The 21,412-nt window shown below is 70.5% G+C and carries 21 protein-coding genes; 11 read left to right on the forward strand and 10 right to left on the reverse strand.

The window, feature by feature from the left end; translation table 11 throughout:
- Positions 1 to 64: 64 nt before the first annotated feature.
- From OG385_RS23810 to OG385_RS23820, 3 genes are all read left to right on the forward strand, one after another.
- Positions 65 to 565, forward strand: coding sequence for a hypothetical protein (locus OG385_RS23810; RefSeq protein WP_266857471.1), 501 nt, complete (start codon positions 65 to 67; stop codon positions 563 to 565).
- Between the two features lie 30 nt (positions 566 to 595).
- Entirely contained in the window at positions 596 to 733 is a 138-nt protein-coding gene (locus OG385_RS23815) for a hypothetical protein (protein WP_266857473.1), read from the forward strand.
- A 506-nt stretch (positions 734 to 1,239) separates the two neighbouring features.
- On the forward strand, positions 1,240 to 1,512 hold the full coding sequence (locus OG385_RS23820; protein ID WP_266857474.1) for a DUF3303 family protein: 273 nt from the start codon (positions 1,240 to 1,242) through the stop codon (positions 1,510 to 1,512).
- Positions 1,513 to 1,722: 210 nt separating this feature from the next.
- On the opposite strand, the gene OG385_RS23825 is transcribed toward OG385_RS23820, so the two are convergent.
- Both OG385_RS23825 and OG385_RS23830 read right to left on the reverse strand, forming a co-directional pair.
- Positions 1,723 to 2,880 (reverse strand): HoxN/HupN/NixA family nickel/cobalt transporter, encoded by a 1,158-nt coding sequence (locus tag OG385_RS23825; protein WP_266857476.1) that lies wholly within the window; start codon positions 2,878 to 2,880, stop codon positions 1,723 to 1,725.
- Between the two features lie 115 nt (positions 2,881 to 2,995).
- Positions 2,996 to 4,030, reverse strand: a complete 1,035-nt coding sequence (locus OG385_RS23830) for a PP2C family protein-serine/threonine phosphatase (protein WP_266861108.1) — start codon at positions 4,028 to 4,030, stop codon at positions 2,996 to 2,998.
- 476 nt (positions 4,031 to 4,506) lie between these two features.
- Here OG385_RS23830 and OG385_RS23835 point away from each other — a divergent pair, with 476 nt between their 5' ends.
- The 3 genes from OG385_RS23835 (at position 4,507) to OG385_RS23845 (ending at position 8,762) form a co-directional block, all read left to right on the forward strand.
- Complete coding sequence (locus tag OG385_RS23835; protein ID WP_266857478.1) at positions 4,507 to 6,417, forward strand: NAD(P)-binding protein; 1,911 nt, start codon at positions 4,507 to 4,509, stop codon at positions 6,415 to 6,417.
- Between the two features lie 402 nt (positions 6,418 to 6,819).
- Positions 6,820 to 8,373, forward strand: a complete 1,554-nt coding sequence (locus tag OG385_RS23840; RefSeq protein WP_323183837.1) for a DUF1254 domain-containing protein — start codon at positions 6,820 to 6,822, stop codon at positions 8,371 to 8,373.
- A 137-nt stretch (positions 8,374 to 8,510) separates the two neighbouring features.
- A complete protein-coding gene (locus tag OG385_RS23845; RefSeq protein ID WP_266857480.1) occupies positions 8,511 to 8,762 on the forward strand; it encodes a DUF2277 domain-containing protein in 252 nt (83 codons plus the stop codon).
- A 19-nt stretch (positions 8,763 to 8,781) separates the two neighbouring features.
- Here OG385_RS23845 and OG385_RS23850 read toward each other — a convergent pair whose 3' ends face one another.
- Positions 8,782 to 9,411: a DedA family protein gene (locus tag OG385_RS23850; protein ID WP_266857482.1), complete on the reverse strand. Its 630-nt coding sequence runs from the start codon at positions 9,409 to 9,411 to the stop codon at positions 8,782 to 8,784.
- A gap of 246 nt (positions 9,412 to 9,657) precedes the next feature.
- On the opposite strand from OG385_RS23850, the gene OG385_RS23855 reads away from it, so the two are divergent.
- A complete protein-coding gene (locus OG385_RS23855; RefSeq protein WP_266857484.1) occupies positions 9,658 to 10,278 on the forward strand; it encodes a superoxide dismutase family protein in 621 nt (206 codons plus the stop codon).
- Between the two features lie 37 nt (positions 10,279 to 10,315).
- Here OG385_RS23855 and OG385_RS23860 read toward each other — a convergent pair whose 3' ends face one another.
- Together OG385_RS23860 and OG385_RS23865 are read right to left on the reverse strand one after the other, a co-directional pair.
- A complete protein-coding gene (locus OG385_RS23860) occupies positions 10,316 to 10,786 on the reverse strand; it encodes a DoxX family protein (RefSeq protein WP_266857485.1) in 471 nt (156 codons plus the stop codon).
- A gap of 262 nt (positions 10,787 to 11,048) precedes the next feature.
- On the reverse strand, positions 11,049 to 11,690 hold the full coding sequence (locus tag OG385_RS23865; RefSeq protein ID WP_266861112.1) for an HNH endonuclease family protein: 642 nt from the start codon (positions 11,688 to 11,690) through the stop codon (positions 11,049 to 11,051).
- 773 nt (positions 11,691 to 12,463) lie between these two features.
- On the opposite strand from OG385_RS23865, the gene OG385_RS23870 reads away from it, so the two are divergent.
- Positions 12,464 to 13,045: a TMEM165/GDT1 family protein gene (locus OG385_RS23870; protein WP_266857486.1), complete on the forward strand. Its 582-nt coding sequence runs from the start codon at positions 12,464 to 12,466 to the stop codon at positions 13,043 to 13,045.
- A gap of 243 nt (positions 13,046 to 13,288) precedes the next feature.
- Here OG385_RS23870 and OG385_RS23875 read toward each other — a convergent pair whose 3' ends face one another.
- Entirely contained in the window at positions 13,289 to 13,954 is a 666-nt protein-coding gene (locus OG385_RS23875) for an HAD-IA family hydrolase (protein ID WP_323183838.1), read from the reverse strand.
- 329 nt (positions 13,955 to 14,283) lie between these two features.
- On the opposite strand from OG385_RS23875, the gene OG385_RS23880 reads away from it, so the two are divergent.
- Positions 14,284 to 15,645, forward strand: coding sequence for an MFS transporter (locus OG385_RS23880; protein WP_266857488.1), 1,362 nt, complete (start codon positions 14,284 to 14,286; stop codon positions 15,643 to 15,645).
- 420 nt (positions 15,646 to 16,065) lie between these two features.
- Positions 16,066 to 18,105: an MDR family MFS transporter gene (locus OG385_RS23885; protein WP_266857490.1), complete on the forward strand. Its 2,040-nt coding sequence runs from the start codon at positions 16,066 to 16,068 to the stop codon at positions 18,103 to 18,105.
- A 19-nt stretch (positions 18,106 to 18,124) separates the two neighbouring features.
- On the opposite strand, the gene OG385_RS23890 is transcribed toward OG385_RS23885, so the two are convergent.
- Positions 18,125 to 18,610, reverse strand: a complete 486-nt coding sequence (locus tag OG385_RS23890) for a GNAT family N-acetyltransferase (protein WP_266857492.1) — start codon at positions 18,608 to 18,610, stop codon at positions 18,125 to 18,127.
- A 111-nt stretch (positions 18,611 to 18,721) separates the two neighbouring features.
- Between OG385_RS23890 and OG385_RS23895 the strand changes: the two genes are divergently transcribed.
- On the forward strand, positions 18,722 to 18,976 hold the full coding sequence (locus OG385_RS23895; protein ID WP_266857493.1) for a hypothetical protein: 255 nt from the start codon (positions 18,722 to 18,724) through the stop codon (positions 18,974 to 18,976).
- Positions 18,977 to 19,050: 74 nt separating this feature from the next.
- Here OG385_RS23895 and OG385_RS23900 read toward each other — a convergent pair whose 3' ends face one another.
- The 3 genes from OG385_RS23900 to OG385_RS23910 all read right to left on the reverse strand — a co-directional run bounded on the left by OG385_RS23900 (position 19,051) and on the right by OG385_RS23910 (position 21,257).
- Positions 19,051 to 19,377, reverse strand: coding sequence for an antibiotic biosynthesis monooxygenase (locus OG385_RS23900; protein ID WP_266857495.1), 327 nt, complete (start codon positions 19,375 to 19,377; stop codon positions 19,051 to 19,053).
- A 44-nt stretch (positions 19,378 to 19,421) separates the two neighbouring features.
- Positions 19,422 to 20,108, reverse strand: a complete 687-nt coding sequence (locus OG385_RS23905) for an O-methyltransferase (RefSeq protein ID WP_266857497.1) — start codon at positions 20,106 to 20,108, stop codon at positions 19,422 to 19,424.
- A 102-nt stretch (positions 20,109 to 20,210) separates the two neighbouring features.
- Positions 20,211 to 21,257, reverse strand: a complete 1,047-nt coding sequence (locus OG385_RS23910; RefSeq protein ID WP_266861116.1) for a DUF2330 domain-containing protein — start codon at positions 21,255 to 21,257, stop codon at positions 20,211 to 20,213.
- Positions 21,258 to 21,412 lie beyond the last annotated feature (155 nt).

Raw genomic sequence — 21,412 nt, forward strand, 5'->3', positions numbered from 1 at the left:
CTCTTGGCGGAGCCACCGGCCAGGGCGGGGCAATCCCCCACCGGACACACCAGAGGAGATCACCGTGAGCGTACCGCCGGCCCCCGGCCCCGATCCGACCCCGATCCCCGTCATTGCCCGCGCGCTCATCACTGACGCACAGTTCACCAGCTGTCGCCAGACCATCCTGGACGCCAACCCCGACATGTCTCAGGACATGGCCGGGCGCATCCTCGAAGAGGCCCTGAAGTTCGTAGCCGTGTGCTCCCGGCGCCCCGGCGTCGGCCTGGCGCCATCGCGGATCGTGGATGAGGGATGGCACGCCCTGGTTCTGCACACCGCCCTGTACGCAGACCTGTGCGCATCCCTCGGCGGCGCATACGTCCATCACTACCCGGGGTACGACCCGACGAACTACGACTCCCGCATCCTGGAGCGCACCCGCGAGGCCATTGCCGGCCTCGGGTACACGGCGGACTCGGAACTCTGGAGCCCGCCTACTGATGAGCTGCTGGTGTCCGTCGCGGCGAAGTGCCAGCACTCACCGGACTGCACGATCGTTGTGCAGCCCAAGCCGAAGGGCTGATCAGTACTCTGCGGGGAGAAGGGAGGCCACATGGAATGGACCGACCCCCGGTACGCGGAGCTGGTGGCAGCGTGGGAAGCCACGCAGACGCCTGACTCGCGAGACCTGGAGCCCCGGCCCGCGCGGGTGTTCATCGCCCCGCCCGGCCCGGACGCCACGCAGGACTGAGCATCGAGCCCCGGCCACTGGCCGGGGCTCTTTCATATCCCTGGGTAGGTCATTGCTCTGTGCGGGAGGGCGCGGGACAGCGGTAAAGCACCTGTTCAGGCACCAAATGCGCTGAGACGATTGCGTGAGCGGACTTCCCGGAGCGTCTCGGATCAGCTGGAGCGAGCTGGAATGGGAGACCGGATCACCCCCAGCTCAATGGGGGCGGCTGGAGTGACCCGGAGTGAGCCAGAGCAACCCGTCTCGTCTTACAAAGCAGATGTCGGCGGTTCGAAACCGTCCGCGCCCACCAGTGCAGAGGCCCCCAGCCGATCATGGCTGGGGGCCTCCGGCATTGAGCGCCTTGCGTTTCTGCCATCCACGGATGGTGGCTGAGATGTTGCTGCCCCGATTGCCCGGAGCAAGGCTGAGCCCGACGTCACCGAGTCACAGGGAGTGCGGACGGGACCGCGCCGGCCACGGTGGACGGGAGGAGCGGTGCTGTGAGGGTCATGTTGAGGGCGCGTATGGACACCCAGATCACGAACGAAGCCGTCAAGAACGGCACGCTGCAGAAGATCATGCAGTCGATGACGGAACGGCTCAAGCCGGAGGCGGCCTACTTCGGACCCATCAAGGGCGGACGGGCCTGCACCTTTGTCTTCGACATGCAGGACAGCTCACTGCTGCCCTCCATCGCGGAGCCGCTCTTCCAGGGGCTCGGCGCGGAGATCGAGATCCAGCCGGTGATGAACACCGACGACATGCTGAAGGGCATGGCCGCGGCGCAGAAGAGCTGACCTCGTCGGCCGCCTGCGGGGGCGGGGTCGGTCCGAGCCGGGGGCTCCGGACGTAATTCCGCACCGGTGGGCCCTGCGCCGAACCCGTCGCGCTGGGCACGCCCGTGCGTCCGGTGCGCGCGAACCAGTCACCCTCGCCACCGTGTGGAGCCCCGAGGACGGCGTAAGGGCCTTCGACCCGGAGCTCCAGGGACGGCCCGGCGTGCCGGTCTACTCGGCTTCCTCGTCCATCCCGTTCCGGCCCGGGCCTGCCGGGCTGAGGCCCGCTGTCCACTTCTCCTCGATGCGGCCGAACTTCCATATCGCCATCGCCACCAGCCAGGTCACGAAGAACAGTCCGACGATCACGAAGCCGACGATGTTCAGATCCAGCCCGCCGACCCAGTCCCAGAAGGCGCCGTGCAGGCCGAGCTTCTGGGTGAGCAGGCCGAGCAGTTCGACCGTGCCGATGATGAACGCCACCGCCACCGAGAGGCCGGTGATCGTGAGGTTGTAGTAGACCTTGCGCACGGGCTTCGAGAACGCCCAGCCGTACGCGAAGTTCATGAACGAGCCGTCGATGGTGTCCAACAGGCACATGCCGGCTGCGAACAGCACCGGCAGGCAGAGGATCGCGTACCAGGGCAGCCCGGAGGCGGCGCCGGAGCCCGCCAGGACGAGCAGGGCGATCTCCGTGGCGGTGTCGAAGCCGAGGCCGAAGAGCAGGCCGAGCGGGTACATCTGCCAGGGCTTGGTGATCGACTTCATCACACGCCCCAGAAGCCGGTTCATCAGGCCCCGATTGTTGAGGTGCTCCTCCAGCGCGGCCTCGTCGAAGTCGCCCGAGCGCATCTTCCGGAAGACCTTCCAGATCCCCACCAGGATGAGGACGTTGATGCCCGCGATCAGATAGAGGAAGAACCCGGAGACGGTCGTGCCGATCAGGCTGGTGACGTTGTGCAGCTGGGAGTTGTCGTCGCGCACCGGGCCCGCGAGGGCCTTCACGCCCAGGGACAGCAGGAACGCCAGGACGAACACGACGCTTGAGTGCCCGAGCGAGAACCAGAAGCCCACCGACAGGGGGCGCTGCTTCTCGTTCATCAGCTTGCGGGTGGTGTTGTCGATCGCCGCGATGTGGTCCGCGTCGAAGGCGTGCCGCATACCCAGGGTGTACGCGGTGACACCGATCCCGATGCCGAACGACTTCGTACCGAGGCTGTAGTGCTCGGGGGCCACGATCGTCACCAGCGTGAGCCACCCGACGACGTGCAGCGCCACGATGAACGCGCCCATGCCACCCAGCCGGGTCCACTCCTGGCGCGTCATCGACATCTGCAGACGTCGGCGTCGCGTCGGAGTCGGGGGTGGAGAGGTGGTCGTGGTGCTCATGGTGCTGCCTTCCGGTTCGATAAGCCGTAGACAGCCAACTGCAAGCACCTCGCAATAGCAATCAAGGTGCAGTAAAGAAAGGCAGGTCAGGGTAGGTTTCGTCGCTCCGGCGCTGCTACCGCGGGGTGTCCCGGGTGCTGCTGACGGCGCCGTCGTCCCGGTACCGGAGCAGCAGCATCGCCGCGTCGTCCTGGAGCGGTCCCGCCGTGTGCTGTACCAGGTCCTTGCGCAGGCACTCCAGCGCACGCTCGGGATCATCGTCTCTCAGGAGCTGATGCCGCTTGCCGAGGGGGTAGAAGGTTCCGTCGCGGTCCCGGGCTTCGGTCACCCCGTCGGTGTAGAGGAGCAGCTGGTCGCCGGGGCCGAAAGCGACCCGGAACGGCTGTGGCCCTTCGGTCCCGTGGACGCCGAGGCCCAGCGGGAGCGCGTACTCCGCAGGTTCGGGGAAGTGCGCCGAGCCGTCCGCCCGTACGAGGAGGGGTGGCGGATGCCCGTAGTTGAGGAACAGCGCGCCCCGGTCCGGGCTGATCTCCGCGATCAGCGCCGTCACGAACTTCTCGCCCTGGAGCGCCCGGTCTACGGACCGTTCGACGCGGGCTCCGACCCCCGCCAGGTCCGGCTCGTCGTGCGCGGCCTCCCGGAAGGCGCCGAGGACCACGGCCGCGGTCTCGACGGCCTCCAGCCCCTTGCCCTGTACGTCCCCGACGATCACCCGCACCCCGTCCGGGGCGGCGACCACCTCGTACAGATCCCCGCCGATGTGCGCCTCCGCCACAGCCGATGTGTACGAGACCGCGGCGCGCAGATGGCCCGCTCGGTGCGGCACCGGGCGCAGCAGCACCCGCTGGGCGACCTCGGCGATGGAGCGCACGCTGGCCAGCTCCGCCTCGCGGCGCTGGCGCATGACCGCGGCCGCCACCCCGGCGATGGTCACGCCGAGCACCGACGACATCGCGGTGTATCCGCGCCTGGCGTGGAACGCCCCGTCGTGCCAGGCGAGCGCGTAGCAGAGCACGAGCGCCAGCACCCCGATGGCGGCCGTGCGCCGCCAGCCGCCGATCAGCCCGGCGAACGCCGGTCCGAGCGAGATCAGCGGCAGGAATCCGACGCTCGAACCCGCTGAGATGTCCACCCCCGCGACCACGGCCATCACCGCGAACGGCAGGACCGACAGCGACTGGACGGACAGCGAGGCGAACGCGGGACTCTTCTCCTCCGGCCTCTTCTCCTCTGGCACAGGGCTCTCCGGTGGTGTGGCGGGCGATTCGCGGGCGGTGGTGTCTGCTCCTCAGCCCTCCATGACTGTCAGACGGACATCTGTGCGGTTCCGTTGCACGTGAGAGCACGTGAGAGCACGCAGACGCGTTCCTGGACGCGTCCCAGGGCGCGTTTCCGGGTGCCACCTTAGATGTTTAGCCTATGCAAAGGTTTCTCTTGCGAAGCATCGGAGTCGCTGCGACGTTATGGAATCGAGGCTTGCTGTACGGACCGGCCGAACGCCGGGGCAACCTCGGGGTCTGGTCCCTTCCCGAACCCGCGTGTGAAACCGAACACCCCCATGGGGCAGTCTCTGTTGACGTGTACTCACTCCCGAATCAGAGCCAACAGAGCTCCCCCGAGGGCCACATGATCGTGTGTGGTGACGACGGTCTGGCCCACCGGCTCGCCGCCGAGCTGCGCGGTGTGTACCGGGAGACGGTGACCCTCGTCGTACCGCCGGCCGGAGCGGCGGGTGTCCCGGCGCACACCCAACTCACCCCGGTCGGCCGGGCCTCTGCGCTCTTCGGGCGGATGTCGCGCGTCGTCGCGGGCCCGCAGCCCGGCGACCGTGACGCGGTGGCCGACCGGCTGCTCGAAGCGCCGGATCTGGACGACGAGGTGCTGCTGCGCGCCGGGGTGGCAGAGGCGTCCGCGCTGGCGCTCGTCCACCAGGACGACGAGGCGAACATCCGGGGCGCGCTCGCCGCCCGGCGGCTCAACCCCCGGCTGCGGCTGGTGATCCGGCTCTACAACCGCAAGCTCGGCCAGCATCTGGAAGAACTGCTCGACCAGGCGGCAGCCGTCAGCGCGCCGGACATGGACCGGGACGAGGTCGACGCGTCCACGACCGTGCTGTCGGACGCCGACACCGCGGCCCCCGCCCTCGCAGCGACCGCCGTGGCCGGTACGAGCAAGGTCGTCCAGGCCGACGGACTGCTGCTGCGTGCCGTGGAGCGGCCGCCGGCCGTCCGGTACGGCCCGGCCACCGACCCCGGCCTGTGCACCCTCGCACTGCTCTCGTCGACCACCGGCGACCCGGGAGGAGCCGACGGTTCGGACAGCAGCGGCGACGCTGGACCCCAGCTCCTCCCCGACGAGGCGTCCGTCCGCGCGGCGTCCGGGCGCGGAACGGTCGTCCTGGAGGCGGTCTCCTATCAGGGCCCCGACCTCTCGCCGAGCAGGCTGGCCGGCCGCGGCGCGCCGCTCGCGCAGGTGTTCTCGCGCCGGCTGCGCTGGTCCCTCTTCGGGATCTTCGCCTCGGTGTTCGGCCTGGCCGTCGCCTCCTGGCTGACCACGAATATGTCGCCGATGCACGCCGCGTACCTGACGATTCTCGACATCTTCGCCATCGACGACCCCGCGATCGGCGAGCCCGCCAGCCGCCAGGTGCTCCAGATGCTGTCCGGGCTGACCGGACTGCTCCTGCTGCCGGTGCTGGTCGCGGCCGTACTGGAAGGGCTCGGGACGTTCCGCACCGCCGCCACGCTGCGCCGCCCGCCGCGCGGGCTCTCCGGGCACGTCGTCCTGCTCGGGCTCGGCAAGGTCGGCTCGCGGGTGCTGGCCCGGCTGCGGGAGCTGGACATCCCCGTCGTGTGCGTGGAGGCCGACCCGGAGGCGCGCGGGGTCGCGCTGGCGCGGCGGCTGCGGGTGCCGATCGTGATCGGCGATGTGACCACGGAGGGCGTGCTGGAGGCCGCCAAGATCGAACGGGCCCGCGCGCTGCTCGCGCTCACCAGCGCCGACATCACCAACCTGGAGGCGGCGCTCTACGCCCGCACGGTGAAGCCCGACCTCCGGGTGGCGATGCGGCTCTTCGACGACGCGTTCGCCTCCGCCGTCTTCCGTACGCTGCGTGCGGCCCACCCGCAAGCCGTCACCCGGAGCCGGAGCGTCTCCACGCTGGCCGCACCCGCCTTCGCCGCGGCGATGATGGGGCGCCAGATCCTCGGTGCCATGCCGGTCGAGCGCCGGGTGCTGCTGTTCGCCGCGGTGGATGTCGCGGGCCACCCCCTGCTGGAGGGCCGTACCCTCGGCGAGGTCTTCCGGGAGGGCGCCTGGCGGATCCTCGCGCTCGATCTCGCGGACCCGGACGAGCGCCGCGCCGATCTGTCCGCGCACCGCTCCTCGTACGGGGAGGACCGCAAGGCCGAGCTGGTCTGGAACCTGCCGCAGAGCTACGTCCTGCGCCCCGAGGACCGGGTCGTCGTCGCCGGGACCCGGCAGGGCCTGGGCGATCTGCTGGGCAGGAGGCAGCCCCGCGTGACGGCGGAGCCGTAGCCGGGCGGGGCCGGTCGGGTCAGGTCTCGTCGGGGCCGGTCGGGGCCGGTCGGGTCCGGTCGGGTCAGGTCTCGTCGGGGCCGGTCGGGTCCGGTCGGGTCAGGTCTCGTCGGGGCCGGTACGGCCCGGAGATCCGGGGGTCCCCGGCCTCAGCCCTCGCCCCCATCCCCGCCCCAGCGGCGTCCCCCAGCCCCCGCCCTCAGCTTCACCCGGATGGCCGCGCTCCGCTGGTTGCGCGTCGGGCGCTCGCGGAGGCTCGGAGCTGTCACCGGGAGGGCAGCGGCATCGGGTCCACCAGGGCCGGAAACACCTCACCGGACTGTGGCGGGCGCGTGAATCCGAGGGTTCCCGCAGCCGCCTCCGCGCTCCCGCGCGCCTGTGCGCGGCCGAGAGGAGTCCGAAGTGACCGACCAAGCCGACCGCTCCGATCAGGCAGACCGCCCCGACCGCCCCGACCGCCCTGATCCCGCAGACCGCCCCGATCACGCGGACCGCTCCGACCGCCCGGATCAGGGGGCCCACCCAGCTCCCGCCGGTCCCGGTGACCCGGCCGAGAACGCCGCACCCTCCGGATCCCCCGGACCCGCCACACCCCCCGCCCCCTCCGATCTCACGGAGCTGGCGACCGAGGCGTACATCTACGGGTATCCGCTGGTCTTCGACCTGTCGATGGTCCAGGCCGCCCTCCACGAGGGGTTCGGTTCGCTGCCGTCCGCATCCTTCAACGAGTTCGCGCACTCCTCGCGGCTCGCCACCCCCGACGCGCACTTCGTGTCCGTGAACAACGACACGGTGTACTCGATCGCGCAGCTCGACCTCTCCGGCGGTCCGCTGCTGCTGCACGTACCCGACACGCTCGGGGCGTACTACGTGCTGCAGTTCATCGACGCGTGGACCAACAACTTCGCCTACGTGGGCCGCCGTGCCACCGGCACGGGCGAGACCAAGTGGCTGATCGTGCCGCCCGGTTGGGCCGGTGAAACCCCCGAGGGGATGACCGGGGTGATCGACGCGCCGACCACGGTCGTCTCGATCGCCGGACGCTTCGCCTGCGAAGGCCCCGCCGACCTGCCGCGTGTGCACGGACTGCAGAAGCGGCTCACGCTCAAGGTCCTCGAAGAGTTCATGCACCACACCTGGCTGCCGGCGACCGACCCCGATGTGCCGGAACCGCTGCACTTCTTCGAGAAGCTGCGGGTCTGGATGGCGGCCTTCCCGCCGTCGGCCGACGACTGCGCCTACCAGGACCGCTTCCAGCCGCTCCAGCTGCTGGAGGAGGGGCCGTCCCCGTACATCCACCCCGCCCCCGAGCTCCTGCACGCGCTCACCGAAGGGCTGAAGCGCGGAGCGGCGCGGGTCGAGAGGGCGAGCCGAACAGGGGCGGACGGCGCCCGGGCCCCCGGTGCCTGGGAGATGAACCCGCACCTCTTCGACTACAACCTCGACTGGTTCGGGGTGGGGACCCACGATTCCCCGGAGTGGCGCATCGAGGACCGGACGTCGTCCTATCTGACCAGGGCGGTCGCCGCGCGGGTCGGTCTGTGGGGCAACCACGGCTACGAAGCGGTGTACGCGCACACCTCCGAGGACGCGGACGGCCACTGGCTCAACGGTTCCAGGAAGTACACCCTGCGCTTCGACAGCCCGCCGCCTGTGCAGTCGTTCTGGTCCGTGACCATGTACGACTCACCGGACTACTACCTGGTGGCCAACCCCGCGGACCGCTACTCCATCGGCGACCGCACGCCGGGTCTGGTGTACGACGACGACGGGTCGCTCACGCTGCGCATCCAGAAGGACCGGCCCACCGATCCGGCGGAGGCGGCCAACTGGCTCCCCGCGCCGGAAGGCGACTTCCGGCCGATGCTCCGCCTCTACACGCCGGAGCAGTCCGTCCTGGACGGCAGCTACGAGATCCCGCGCATCACCCCCGAACGGGAGCCGGAGACCGCCTGACACCCCGGCCCCGGCGCATCCGGCCGGTCCTGGCGTACTCCGGGTCAGGTTCGGTTCAGGTTCGCGCCACGCGAACGTGCGGCAACCGGATCGCCGGATCCGTGCCCGGGACAGCCGGTCCGCGTCAGACTGGAAGTATGTGCCGCAGTATCAAGACTCTCCGTCCGCCCGTCCTCCCCGGGGAAGCGACCGAGGAGGACATCAGGGCCGCAGCGCTTCAGTACGTACGGAAGGTCTCCGGCTTCCGGGCCCCCGCCGCGCACAACCGCGCGGTGTTCGACCGGGCCGTCGACGAGATCGCCCGCGCGACGCAGACACTGCTCGCCGACCTGGAGGTCCGAGGGAGCGGGTCAGGAACACCGAAGGGGGATGCGCAGCCCCAGAGGTGAGGCCGGCGGCGGGCCGGGGTTACGAGACCGGTGCGGCCACCGGCGCGGGACGCCGTATCAGCAGTGCGGCCACCGAGCCCGCGCCGAACAGTGCGAAGAGCGAGACCGCCGTGCCCAGCCAGCTCGTGCCCAGCCACTGGCCGCCGAAGTACCCGAGCCCCACGCTGTAACCCGCCCAGGCCACGCCGGCCAGGGCCGACCAGGGCAGGAACTCCTTCGCCCTGCGGTGCGCGGCGCCCGCGCCCAGCGAGACGATCGAGCGGCCCGCCGGTGCGAAGCGCGCTATCACGACAAGCAGACCGCCGCCCCGCGCCAGCGCCGTGCCGAGCCGTTCCTGCGCACGGGTCAGGCGCCGGGAGCGTGCGATGGCCCGGTCGAGGCGTTCGCCGCCGCGCCAGGCCAGCCGGTACGCGATCAGATCGCCCACGATCGAGGCCGCGGCGGCGCAGGCGGTGAGGACCAGCAAGTCCGGGACGTTGTGCGGGACTTCGCCGGCCACCGTGGTCGAACCGGCTGCGGCGCCGGTGGCTGCCGTGATCACCAGGACTCCGCTGGGGAGCAGCGGTACGAAGACGTCGAGGACGACGGAGAGCGCGACCACGGCATAGATCCATGGACTGTCGGTCAACGACCGCAGACTCTCCAGCACCGGACTCCCCGTTCGTGAAAGCGCCGCGGTGTCGCAGGGGAGCGGCAGGTGCGGCTGTACAGCCATACAGCGTACGCGGGGAGGTTCCGCGCCCATCCGCCGGGGCCGGTGATGTTCGAAAGGTCCCGTTCACCCGTACGGCTGCTCCTGTGCGGGGGTTTGGCCGCGCTGCGACCAGGCTGGGGCCGTACGGCTGCGAAGCAGCGGTGAACAGGCAAGTGAGCAAACGAGTGCAGGGAGCGGACGATGGTCGTGGCAGGTGTACTGGCCGGAGCGGCGGCGCTGGCGATGCTGACGGGCGGCGGGGCGGCTCCCGCGGGGAGCGCAGCGGCGGGGAGCGCTCCGGCGCGTCACGCGCCCGGGGGGAGCGCGCCCGCGGCCGAGACCAGAACGCCCGCGGGCGTGTACTGGCAGCGCGTTCACGCCCGGTTCGCGCCGCCCACCGCGTTCCTCCCGTCGTCCGCCGTGACGTACGACATGAAGCGGGTGCCCGCGGCCTCCCGTATCGAGGTCGAGCAGTACACGGACCCCTCGGGCACCCGAGTGACGGCGCGGCTGGCGGGGCTGAAGCCCGGGCACGCGTTCGGTATGCGGGTGCACACCAGGCCGTGCGGCAGCACCCCCGGCGCGGCGGGCCCGAGCTATCGGCGCGGCACGGGCAGCCGGACGCCGGGCGCCGACGACGAGGTACGGCTGGATTTCACGACGGACGCGCAGGGCGCGGCCACGGTGACCGCGCGGCGCGGCTGGAACTTCCGGCCCGGCGGCGCCGGATCGGTGGTCATCGACGGGGCGCGAGGCGGCGCGGCGGACCCCGTCGCGTGCTTCACGGTGCCGTTCGGGCCGTCGGCCGGCCCCGCCACGTAAGGCCCCGCCACCTGAGAGACGGGGCGGGGCGTGCGCGTCAGGCCGGCACCGGGGCGGCCGGCTCGGTGACGCGCCGACGGGTGATGAGCGCGGAGTCCAGCGCCAGCGCGCCGGGGCCGGTGAACACGAGCAGCAGGAAGGCCCAGCAGAACATCACGGAGGGCTCGCCGCCGTTCTGGATCGGCCACAGGGCGTGGGGCTGGTGCACATGGAAGTACGCGAAGGCCATCGCACCCGACGCGACGAACGCGGCCGGGCGCGTCAGCAGTCCGGCCAGCACCAGTACGCCGCCGACGAGTTCGATGACGGCGGCGTATCCGTCGGGCCAACTGCCCGCCGACACGGTGCCGCCGCCCGGCGCGCCGCCGAGCACACCGAAGAGAGAAGCCGCGCCGTGGCAGGCGAAGAGGAGGCCGACCACGGCGCGGAAGAGAGCCAGGGCGTACGGGCGGGCCAGATCGGCCTGCCGGCCGAGTGAGGACACTGCCGTGGATATCGCTGAAGGCATGACGGTCGAACTCCTTCGGTGGGGGACCGGAGCAGCCCTAGATTAGGTATGCCTGACTAGAACTTGCAAGTTCAACATTTCGTCAGGCGCTCCGGTCCCCACCCGGCCCCTGCCCGGTCCTGAACCCGTCCCGCTTCGTGCCCCGTGCCGTACGGAGCGACGAAGAGTCAGGGACGGGTTCAGGACCGGGCTCCTGCCGGAATCCGCTCAGCAGCCGCTCACCAGGCGTTCAACAGGCATTCAGTGGCTGCCCGGTGGGCGCTCAGCAGCCGTTCAGCACCCCTTGGAGTGCCGTCTTCTCCGCCGAGTCGACCGTGAGCTTGTAGTAGTGCTTCACCTCCACCCAGGCCCGGACATAGGTGCACTTGTAGGCGGCGCGCGGAGGCAGCCACTTGGCCGGGTCCTTGTCGCCCTTGGACTGGTTGACGTTGTCGGTCACCGCGATGAGCTGCGGCCGGGTCAGGTCGTTGGCGTACGCCTGCCGCTGTGCGGTGGTCCAGCTGCTGGCGCCCGAACGCCAGGCCTCGGCGAGCGGGACCATGTGGTCGATGTCCACGTCGGACGACGCGGTCCAGGTCGCGCCGTCGTACTCGGAGTACCAACTGCCGCTGGTGGCGGCGCAGGTGGAGCTCTGGACGACGTTCGTGCCGTCGCGCTTGAGCACGACCTCGCGGGTGTCGCAGGCGCCGGACTGGGTGATCCAGTGCGGGAACTTGTCCCGGCTGTAGCCGTCGGACGACCCTTCAGCCGCGACGGTGAGGGAGCTGAGGTAGGTCCGTGCGGTGGCCGCGCTCACCGGGGTGGGCAGGGCGGCCTGGGCGGAGGGGGCGGTGATGAGACCGGCGAGGGTGATACCGGCGGTCGCGGTGAGTACCGCTATTCGACGCGCGTAGATACTGGAGATACCTGAGACACCTGACATGCGAACTCCCGTGGGGTGGAGGGGCTTTGCCGATCCGGCTCGGCCATCGTGGTGGCGCCGGATTGCCGTGGGGTGGGCGCCGGGTAACAGCCTGGCGACATGAGCACGTCACATCAAGGGGGTTGCCGATGTTTGACGCTCCGGCAGATTTCCCGCACAGCCGTACGGTTGGCCCGCGCCGCCCTCGTCCGCGCCGTCCTCGGGGCCGCGCTCGGGGTACTTCCGCTGGTCGCGGCCTCGCCGGATGCTGATGTCCGGTCCGGCCTCGCCTGTGAAATCCGCGCGGCGAGGCGGCGTGCGGCGGTTCCGGTGCAGGTTGTCGCACTTTTGGCCGCCGTGTCAGCCGTTCGTGGCTTTTGTCCGGGATGTGTGACTGCTGAGGAAGCTGGGGCGGGGGAGCGTGGGGTGTGGTGTCGGGTGCGCCGCTGCGTCCGGTGCGCTGCTCGACATATTCGCGTGGGGTGTGGGGTGTGGTGCGAGTGGCCACGGTCGGCCAGGTGGCAGCTGGGCGGGCGGGCCGCCGGGCCGGTGCCGTATCGTGTACGGAGCAGAAGGGGAGTAGCTCTTCGCCGGAACGTCGACATACTGCCGAACCTCGGTTCGGCCGGCGCCCGGAGGCGGATCTTCTTGGAGACCCGCCAGCGAGACCTTCGGCAGCAGTGTCCTGTTGACGCTGCCGTGCCGAAGCGACCCCTTTTCTCTCCGAGTCAGGTCCTCCCGGTGCGGTCAGCCCGAACCGATTGAGGAAACAAACCGTGATCAGCTTTACGATCCTGGCGATCACTTTCGGCGTGGTCTTTCTCGCCGAACTCCCCGACAAGACCGCTCTCGCCGGTCTGATGCTGGGCACCCGCTACCGGGCCTCGTACGTCTTCGTGGGGGTCGCGGCGGCCTTTGCCGTCCATGTCGCACTCGCCATCGCCGCGGGCAGCGTGCTGACTCTGATTCCGCACCGGCTGCTGCAGGCGATCGTCGGCGCGCTCTTCCTCGCGGGCGCGGCGGTGCTGCTCTTCAAGAAGGACGAGGAGGAGGAAGAGGTGAAGGCCCCCGCCGACCAGTCCTTCTGGAAGGTGGCCGGGGCCGGTTTCATGCTGATTCTCGTCGCCGAGTTCGGTGACCTGACCCAGATCATGACGGCCAACCTGGCGGCCCGCTACGACAGCCCGGTCTCGGTGGGCATCGGCGCGGTGCTGGCGCTCTGGGCGGTGGGCGGTCTGGGGATCCTCGGCGGCCGCAAGCTGATGAAGCACGTACCGCTGAGGCTCATCACGAAGATCGCCGCCGCGCTGATGGTGGCGCTCGCGGGGTTCAGCCTGTACGAGGCCATCGCGGGCTGAGGCCCGGGCGGGCGGGGGCGGCCCGGGAGCGGGTGACGCCCCGCGGGCCTGGTTCCGGGGGCGAGGGTGCGTTTCCGGGCCGGGGGGCGCGGTTCCAGCCCGCGAGCCTGGTTCCGGCCTACCGGGCGGTTCCGGCCCACGGGGTCGTTCCCGCCTGCGAGGTCGCGCCGTCGGTCCAGGCCGTTCCGGCCCGCGGGGGTGCGACGTCAGTCCGTGACGTGGATCTCCCGCGGGGGCGCGAGGTCAGTCCGTGACGTGGACCAGTACGGTGCCGTCGTCCGCCCGCTCGACGCGGATCCGGGTCAGGTCGGGGACCTGTGCGGTGGGCCGGTGAGCGACGGCGCGCGGGCCCACGCCCACGACGCGCATACCTGCCGCCCTGCCCGCGGCGATCCCCGCCTCCGAGTCCTCGAAGACGAGGCACTCGTCGGGGGTGAACCCCAGCTCGGCGGCGCCCTTGAGGAAGCCCTCCGGGTCCGGCTTGCTGGCGCCGACGCTTTCCGCGGTGACCCGGACCTCCGGCATCGGCAGCCCGGCAGCCGTCATCCGGGCCTGGGCGAGCGCCGCGTCGGCCGAGGTGACCAGGGCGTGCGGCAGACCCGCCAGGGACGCCATGAAGGCCGGTGCGCCGGGGACCGGGACGACGCCTTCGGTGTCGGCGGTCTCCTGGGCGAGCATCGTACGGTTGTCTGCGTAGTTCTCCTCGACGGGGCGGTCCGGGAGCAGGATGGCCATCGTCGCGTACCCCTGGCGGCCGTGCACCACCTTGAGCGCCTCGTGCGGGTCCAGGCCATGGGCGACGGCCCAGCGGTGCCAGATGCGCTCGACGACGGCGTCGGAGTTCACCAGCGTCCCGTCCATGTCGAGGAGTACGCCCTTAAACACACCCAGGAGTCGTTCGTTACTCAAGGCATCCATCCTCTTCGTCGTGCTCTGCGGCTTTTCTGCTGCTGCTCTGCGGTCTGTCGTGATTCTTTGTTCCATCACGATACAAAAGATTTGGGTGCTCTTCATCCGCGTCTTCATCCGCGCCTTCAACTGTGTGGGCGCGAGGGCTCCGTCCGTGACCGGCTGCCGTCCGATGTCGCCTCGCCCACGTCCGTCCCGTTCACCTCTTGACATATATCAATTCAGAACTGAGGCTTCATGAAACTATCCATGCAAGCCTGTTGGCGGCCAGCGCTGCCACCGGGCGGGCCGCCCCGAGCAGCCGTGATCGAGGGGACAACCTGAACCCGATGGCAGACGCCGGCACCTCCTCACCGCCCACCGCTTCCGCGATGCCTCCTGCCCCGGCCACGTCGTACTCCTTCGACGACGCGCCTCTCAACCGCTTCCACCTCAAAGTCACCGCGCTGACTTTCGGTGCCAACTTCTCCGACGGGTACCAGCTCGGCGTCATCGGCATCGCCCTCACCCTCATGGCCCCGCAGATGGGTCTGGGCGCCGTCTGGCAGGGAATGCTCGGCGCCTCCGCCCTCATCGGCATCTTCGTCGGCAGCATCGGCCTCGGCTGGCTCGCCGACCGCATGGGCCGGCAGAAGCTCTACACGCTGAACTTCGCCCTCATCACGGTCGCATCGGTGGCCCAGATCTGGGCGAACAGCCCCGAGCTCCTCTTCGCGCTCCGTGTTCTGATCGGCGTGGGCATCGGTGCCGACTACGCCATCGGTCCCACCCTCGTCGCCGAGTTCTGTCCACGACGTCACCGCGGCTTCCTGCTCGCCTCGCTGACCGCGCTGTGGACCATCGGCTACATCTGCTCGTTCTTCCTCGGTCACTACATCACCGGGTTCGGTGGCGACAGCTGGCGCTGGCTGCTGGGTACCGGCGCCATTCCCGCCGCGGTCGTCCTCGTTCTCCGGATCGGCACCCCGGAGTCCCCGCGGTGGCTGGTGAGCAAGGGCCGCATCGAGGAGGCGCGTGCCGTCGTCGCGCGCTACATCGGCCCGAACGTCGACTTCGAATCGGTCCGCAACACCTCGCAGCCCGAGACCTCTTCGTCCGGCTCCTACCGGGACCTGTTCAGCCGCGAGCAGTGGCGTGCCACCACGTTCGGGATCCTGTACTACAACTGCCAGGTCATCCCGTACTTCGCCATCTACACCTTCCTGCCCGTGGTGCTCGCGAAGTTCGCGATCGACGAGAGCGTCACCGTGGACGGCCTGCTCAACGGCTTCCTGTTCCTCGGGAGCGTCATCGGCCTGTGGTGCGTGGCCCGCTTCTCGCGACGCGCCTTCGTCACCGGCTCGTTCATCGTCATGGCCCTCGCGCTCGGCCCGATGGGGCTGTGGCCGGGCGGGCCGAAGCTGCTGCTCTTCGTGCTCTTCCTGGTCTTCACCCTGGTGATGTCGGCGGCCTCCAACCTCGACCAGGTCTATCCGCCCGAGCTGTTCCCGACTCCCCTGCGGGGCTCCGGAGTCGGACTCCTCAACGGGCTCAGCCGGGTGGGCTCCGCCGCCGGTACCTTCCTGCTGCCGCTCTCCATCGACCACCTCGGCTTCGCCACCTCGATGACCATCCTCGCGAGCTTCCTCGTGCTCGGCGCGATCGTCTCGGCGGCCTGGGCGCCGGAGACCGCGGGCGCGGCACTCGACTGATCTGTTCCGGCCGGCGGCGCGGGAGCGGGGGACAAGGTGGCCCCGCCCGCCGGTCAGGGAGACGGGCGGAACCACTTTGTTTCGGTAGAGTACAAAACAAAGCGGGCTGTGCGCCAGCGGTTCCGGCCGTTCCAGCCATTCCGGCCGTCCCAGCCGGCTGTCTCAGCCGTCCTGTTCACTCCCCGGCACAGTCCCGGCCCCGTCACCCGCTCGGCGGCGGGCGGGCCTGTCGGGTACGGCGGCCCCTGCCCACGTCGTCCGGCGGACCGGCGGGGGATCCGGCAGCCGCACAGCCGCACTGCCGCACATACGGGGCCGTACGCGCAGCGGCCCGAAGCCCGCACGAGGCACCGTTGCCACCCCTGATGAACTCGCGGCCTGAACTCGCGGCGTCCATTCCGCAGCACCAGGATGGGAGGCATGGCTCAGGAAACCCCGGCACCCCCGGCGGCGCCGGTGGCGGCCGACGGGCAACCCCAGCGGTCCGTCCTCGTGGCGATCGGCGCCCTGCTGCTCGGAATGCTCCTCGCCGCCCTCGACCAGACGATCGTCTCCACCGCGCTCCCCACGATCGTGAGCGACCTCGGCGGTATGGAGCATCTGTCCTGGGTGGTCACGGCGTACATGCTGGCCTCGACCGCCGTCACGCCGCTCTGGGGCAAACTCGGCGACCAGTACGGCCGCAAGAAGCTCTTCCAGACGGCCATCGTCATCTTCCTCATCGGATCCGCCCTCTGCGGCGTCGCGCAGAACATGCCGCAGCTCATCGGCTTCCGCGCGCTCCAGGGCCTCGGCGGTGGTGGTCTGATGGTGCTGTCGATGGCGATCGTCGGCGACATCGTCCCGCCCCGCGAACGCGGCAAGTACCAGGGACTGTTCGGCGCCGTCTTCGGCGCGACGAGCGTCCTGGGCCCGCTGCTCGGCGGGCTCTTCACCGAACACCTCACCTGGCGCTGGGTGTTCTACATCAATCTCCCCATCGGCGTGATCGCGCTCGTCGTCATCGCCGCCGTGCTGCACATCCCGGTCCGCTCGACGAAGCACACCATCGACTACCTCGGCACGTTCCTCATCGCGTCCGTGGCCACCTGTCTGGTGCTCGTCGCCTCGCTCGGCGGCTCCACCTGGGCCTGGGCGTCGGCGCCCATCATCGGCCTCGCGGTGCTGGCCGTGGTGCTGCTCGTCGCGTTCATCCACGTCGAACGGGGCGCAGCCGAGCCCGTACTGCCCCTGAAGCTCTTCCGTATCAGGACCTTCGTGCTCTGCTCGGTCATCAGCTTCATCGTCGGTTTCTCGATGTTCGGCGCGATGACCTACCTGCCGACCTTCCTCCAGGTCGTCCAGGGCGTCTCACCGACCATGTCCGGCGTGCACATGCTGCCGATGGTCTTCGGCCTGCTCCTGTCCTCGACCGCATCCGGCCAGATCGTCAGCCGCACCGGCCGCTGGAAGGTCTTCCCGATCGCCGGGACGGGCATCACCGCGATCGGGCTCGCGCTGCTGCACCGGCTGACCGAACACAGCTCCACCTGGTCGATGAGCATCAGCTTCTTCGTCTTCGGCCTGGGCCTCGGCCTGGTCATGCAGGTCCTGGTCCTCGTGGTGCAGAACGCCGTGAGCTACCAGGACCTCGGCGTCGCCACCTCGGGCGCGACCTTCTTCCGCTCCATCGGCGCGTCCTTCGGTGTGGCCATCTTCGGCACCATCTTCACCACCCGGCTGCACGGAAAACTCAGCGACGCCCTCGCAGGCCGCCCGGTGCCACCCGGCGTGAGTGCGGGCAGCCTGCAGGCCGACCCGCGCGCCATCGCGGCGCTCCCGCCGCCGCTGCGCCCGCGGGTGCTGCACGCGTACGCCTCGTCCATCACCGACGTGTTCCTGTACGCGGTCCCGGTGGTGCTCCTCGCCTTCGTCGTCTCCTGGTTCCTCAAGGAGGACAAGCTGCGCGGCTCGGTCACCACCCCGGAAGTCACCGAGACGCTCGCCTCCAACCCGGTCCAGCGGTCGTCGTACGACGAGGTGATGCGGGCCCTCTCGGTGCTCGGCAGCCGGGAGGGGCGCCACGAGATCTACGAGACGATCACCGCGAAGGCCGGCTACGACCTGCTCCCCGCCACGAGCTGGCTGCTGCTGCGCATCAAACGCCACGGCCTGGTCGAACCGGCCCAGCTGGCCGAGATGGCCCCGGTCCCGCTGCGGGCCATCACCGAGGCGGCCCGGCAGGCCGAGGAGCGCGGCCTCGCCGTACGCGAAGGGGTGCAGCTCGCGCTGACCGAGCCGGGCGTGAACGTCGCGGCCCGCCTCTCCGAGGCCCGCGAGGAGTCCCTGGCCGAACTGCTCGGCGACTGGTGGGGCCCCGAACGGCCCACCGATCTGGTCGTCCTGGTCGAGGAGCTGAACGCGGAGCTGTGCGGCTCCGACGCCGAATGGCCGCGGGAGCACGAGCAACGGCCGGTGTGACGCTGCCGGTTCGGTGCGCCTACAGGTCCTTCCCGTACCAGATGTCCATGTACGGGCCGGTCGTGTACGCCGGTATCTCCTGGTAGCCCTGGCGTACGTAGAGGCCGCGCGCCTCGACGAGATCGAGGCGGGTGTTCAGCACCATCCTCGTCGCCCCCAGCCGTCGTGCCGCGTCCTCCAGCAGGGCGAGCAGGATCTTGCCGCCCCCGGTGCCGCGCTGTCCGGGGCGGGTGTACACCCGGGTGAGCTCGGCCGTCGCCGGGTCGAGCAACCGCACCCCGCCACAGGAAGCGGGCTTGCCCTCGTGCCGCCCGACAAGGAACTCCCCGGTGGGGAAAGCCAGTTGCTCGACCCCGTCGCCGGCCAGCCCGTCGTCGATCTCCTGCTCGGTGGCGGCCCGCTGCCAGTAACGGCTGGCCACCTCGTCGTAGTAGGAGCGGCGCAGCGCGTACGCGTCGGGGGTGTCGAAGGGCTCGGGGGCCACGATCCAGGTCACCGGAGCCATTGTGGCGGCAGTGCCGCTGTTTGGCACCCGGATTCCGGGACATTCGAACGGCGTACGAATGGCGCCCGCTGCCGGTGCGGCACCGGGTGAAGTGAAGGGAGAGGCTGCGTCATGACGTACGAACAGAGCAGGCAGGACCGGCAGGAGCGGTCGGAAGCGGCGCCGGGGCAGACCGGTACCAGTGGCCCGGATGTACGCGTCCCGGACGTACGCGGCGACGGCTTGGAAGCAGGCACGGCCGACGGGCACGAAGAGGAGCCGGTGCCGGACTCCGTCGCGGAAGCGGGCGCGGACCCCGCCGCGGACGTACGGGGGACCGGCTTCGAGACCGAGGCAGCGGGCCGCGCACACCACCGGCCGCGGTGAGGCGGGGGCGGCAGAACTGCGGCTCGCGCTCCGCACCCGCCGTGAGGTGGCGGAGCGCGGAGCCGAAGCTCTGATCAGCCGTTCTTCGGGGCGGCCTGCTGGACGACCTCGAAGGACCACAGGGACGAGCCGGAGGCGGCGGGCTTGGGCCGCTCGCCACCCTCCGCGCCGCCGGCGTGGGCGCCGCGCATGGAGGTCGCCATCCACTTCTCGAAGTCGGCCTCGCTGGCCCAGCGGGTGTAGACGAGGTACTGGTCGGTCCCCTCGATCGGGCGCAGCAGCTCGAACCACTCGAAGCCGTCGGAGTTCTCCACGGATCCCGCGCGGGAGGCGAACCGCTTCTCCAGCACCTCGCGCTGCTCGTCGGGCACGGTCAGGACGTTGATCTTCACGATGCTCATATCGCCCATCCTGCCGTACCCGCCGCTCACCGGTGCCGGGCGGGTCAGGCGACCACCCGTGCCAGGACGAAGCCGTCGTACCCCTTGCTGCCCACCGTCTGGAGCGCGGTCGCGCTGAGCTTCGGGTGGTCGGCGATCATCTCGATCATCGCCCGCGTGCCCCGGACCCGCGGATCCGTGTTGGCCGGATCGACGACCGCGCCGTCGCGCACCACGTTGTCCCCGATGATCACGCTGCCCGGCCGGGTCAGCTTCAGGACCCACTCCAGGTAGTGCGGGTTGTTCGGCTTGTCGGCGTCGATGAAGACCAGGTCGAAGGGGCCGGCGCCCTCGGCTGCCAGCACCGGCAGGGTGTCGAGGGCCGCTCCCGTCCTGACCTCGGCGACCGAACCGAGCCCGGCACCCGCCAGATTGGCGCGGGCCACATCGGCGGCCGCCGGGTCCGCCTCCAGGGAGACGAGACGGCCGTCGGACGGGAGCGCCCTGGCCAGCCAGATGGTGCTGTAGCCGCCGAGCGTGCCGATTTCGAGGATGGTGCGTGCGCCCTGGATACGGGCCAGCAGATGCAGCAGCTTGCCCTGGTTCGGGGCGACGTTCATCGGGATCAGGCCGGCGGCGTCGCTGGCGGCCAGAGTGGCCTCCAAGGCGTCGTCGGCCGGGACCAGATGGTCGGTGAAGTACCGGTCGACCTCGGTCCACCGGTCCTGATCCTGGTGCTGGATCTCGGGCATGGATTCCTCCCACGGGTCCGCCGAAAAATGAGTTCCCGGTAAGTTCCTTCTGGGAACTCACCCAGGAATCTACCCGTGGCCCGAGCGCGCGCCCCCGGCGGGTCAGGAGAGCGGCGGCGGTACGTGTACCGGCGGCGGAGGTACGACCGGGCGACGGTGGCGGGCCGTCACCAGCAGCAGCGCCGCCACCACGAGCACCAGCAGCACCCCGCCCACGGTCAGCAGCCAGACCGGGACCCCGCCCGCTGTCAGCAGCCTCTCCTCGTAGATCACCCGCTGGTAGGGCCGGTCGGACGAGGTACGGCGCAGCTCGTGGTCCCCGTCGATCCGGGACGGCACGGGGAAGCTCTGCTCCAGCGCGGTCAGATACCGTTCCCCGTCCGCGAAGCGGCCCAGCGCGCCGGTCGACGGGATCCGCCCGGCGTACGTCACCTCGGGCGGCAGTCCGCCGATGGTGCCCCGCGGCTCCATCCGGTGCGCGGCCAGTACGTACAGCCCGAGCGTCTGGGGGTTCCGCGCACGCCGCGACAGCCGCATCGGATAGACCAGCCGGTCGCTGGCGAAGCTCAGCCGGAGCGGGTCGAGCACGCCGGTGAGCGTGCCGCCCTTGCGGTCGGGGGCCAGCCGCACCGCGACGTACTCCCACTTCTGGTCGACGTACGGCTTGAGGTCCTCCGACATCCCGGCGGGCATCCGGAAGCCGTTCAGCCGGAGCCAGCTGTCCAGGGCCGCGGGGTCGGTGGCTGTCAGCCGCGCGACGTCGAAGGGCCCCAGCCGTTCGCGGCCGACCACACCGACAGCGGGAGCGCCCGCGGGGCGCGCGGCGGCGGACGCGCCGTCACCGGAGGACCCGGAGCCGAACGGCCAGTCGTTGCCGTGCGGCCAGAAGTGGTGACGGGTGCGGTGCACCGGCGCGGTGACCGAATCCAGCGCGTCGAAGAGCGCGTTGTCGCCGAGCGTGACCGTGGCCCGGTGCGGTACCGGCATGATCCAGGCGGCCTGCGCCGCGTTCCCCGCGACCGTCAGGCTCATCACGATCTGCTCGCTGTGCCCGTCCCAGCGCACCGCCGACGTCTCCCGGTCGACGTTCAGCCGGGACGCCGGGTCGTGCACCAGCGCACCGCACCCGCAGGCGTACGCCGGTGCCATCAGTGATCCCAACTGCACCGCCAGCAGCGCGAGCACGACAAGGAGCGTTCGGCTCCGCAGCGTCCTCGCGAGCCTCCTCGCACCCAACGGTCGCTGCGCCCGGCCCCCTCCCCGTATCTGCCGAGCCCGGGGCTCCCGTGCCTGTATGCCTCGCA

The sequence above is a fragment of the Streptomyces sp. NBC_01306 genome, assembly GCF_026340465.1.
GTDB lineage: Bacteria > Actinomycetota > Actinomycetes > Streptomycetales > Streptomycetaceae > Streptomyces.

Excerpts from the sequence above, each read along its gene's own strand:
- OG385_RS23815 (WP_266857473.1), top strand. The coding sequence starts at position 596 with ATGGAATGGACCGACCCCCGGTACGCGGAGCTGGTGGCAGCGTGGGAA.
- OG385_RS23820 (WP_266857474.1), top strand. The coding sequence starts at position 1,240 with ATGGACACCCAGATCACGAACGAAGCCGTCAAGAACGGCACGCTGCAG.
- OG385_RS23825 (WP_266857476.1), bottom strand. The coding sequence starts at position 2,880 with ATGAGCACCACGACCACCTCTCCACCCCCGACTCCGACGCGACGCCGA.
- OG385_RS23830 (WP_266861108.1), bottom strand. The coding sequence starts at position 4,030 with ATGGCCGTGGTCGCGGGGGTGGACATCTCAGCGGGTTCGAGCGTCGGA.
- OG385_RS23835 (WP_266857478.1), top strand. The coding sequence starts at position 4,507 with ATGATCGTGTGTGGTGACGACGGTCTGGCCCACCGGCTCGCCGCCGAG.
- OG385_RS23845 (WP_266857480.1), top strand. The coding sequence starts at position 8,511 with ATGTGCCGCAGTATCAAGACTCTCCGTCCGCCCGTCCTCCCCGGGGAA.
- OG385_RS23855 (WP_266857484.1), top strand. The coding sequence starts at position 9,658 with ATGGTCGTGGCAGGTGTACTGGCCGGAGCGGCGGCGCTGGCGATGCTG.
- OG385_RS23860 (WP_266857485.1), bottom strand. The coding sequence starts at position 10,786 with ATGCCTTCAGCGATATCCACGGCAGTGTCCTCACTCGGCCGGCAGGCC.
- OG385_RS23880 (WP_266857488.1), top strand. The coding sequence starts at position 14,284 with ATGGCAGACGCCGGCACCTCCTCACCGCCCACCGCTTCCGCGATGCCT.
- OG385_RS23885 (WP_266857490.1), top strand. The coding sequence starts at position 16,066 with ATGGCTCAGGAAACCCCGGCACCCCCGGCGGCGCCGGTGGCGGCCGAC.
- OG385_RS23890 (WP_266857492.1), bottom strand. The coding sequence starts at position 18,610 with ATGGCTCCGGTGACCTGGATCGTGGCCCCCGAGCCCTTCGACACCCCC.
- OG385_RS23895 (WP_266857493.1), top strand. The coding sequence starts at position 18,722 with ATGACGTACGAACAGAGCAGGCAGGACCGGCAGGAGCGGTCGGAAGCG.
- OG385_RS23900 (WP_266857495.1), bottom strand. The coding sequence starts at position 19,377 with ATGAGCATCGTGAAGATCAACGTCCTGACCGTGCCCGACGAGCAGCGC.
- OG385_RS23905 (WP_266857497.1), bottom strand. The coding sequence starts at position 20,108 with ATGCCCGAGATCCAGCACCAGGATCAGGACCGGTGGACCGAGGTCGAC.
- OG385_RS23910 (WP_266861116.1), bottom strand. The coding sequence starts at position 21,257 with ATGGCACCGGCGTACGCCTGCGGGTGCGGTGCGCTGGTGCACGACCCG.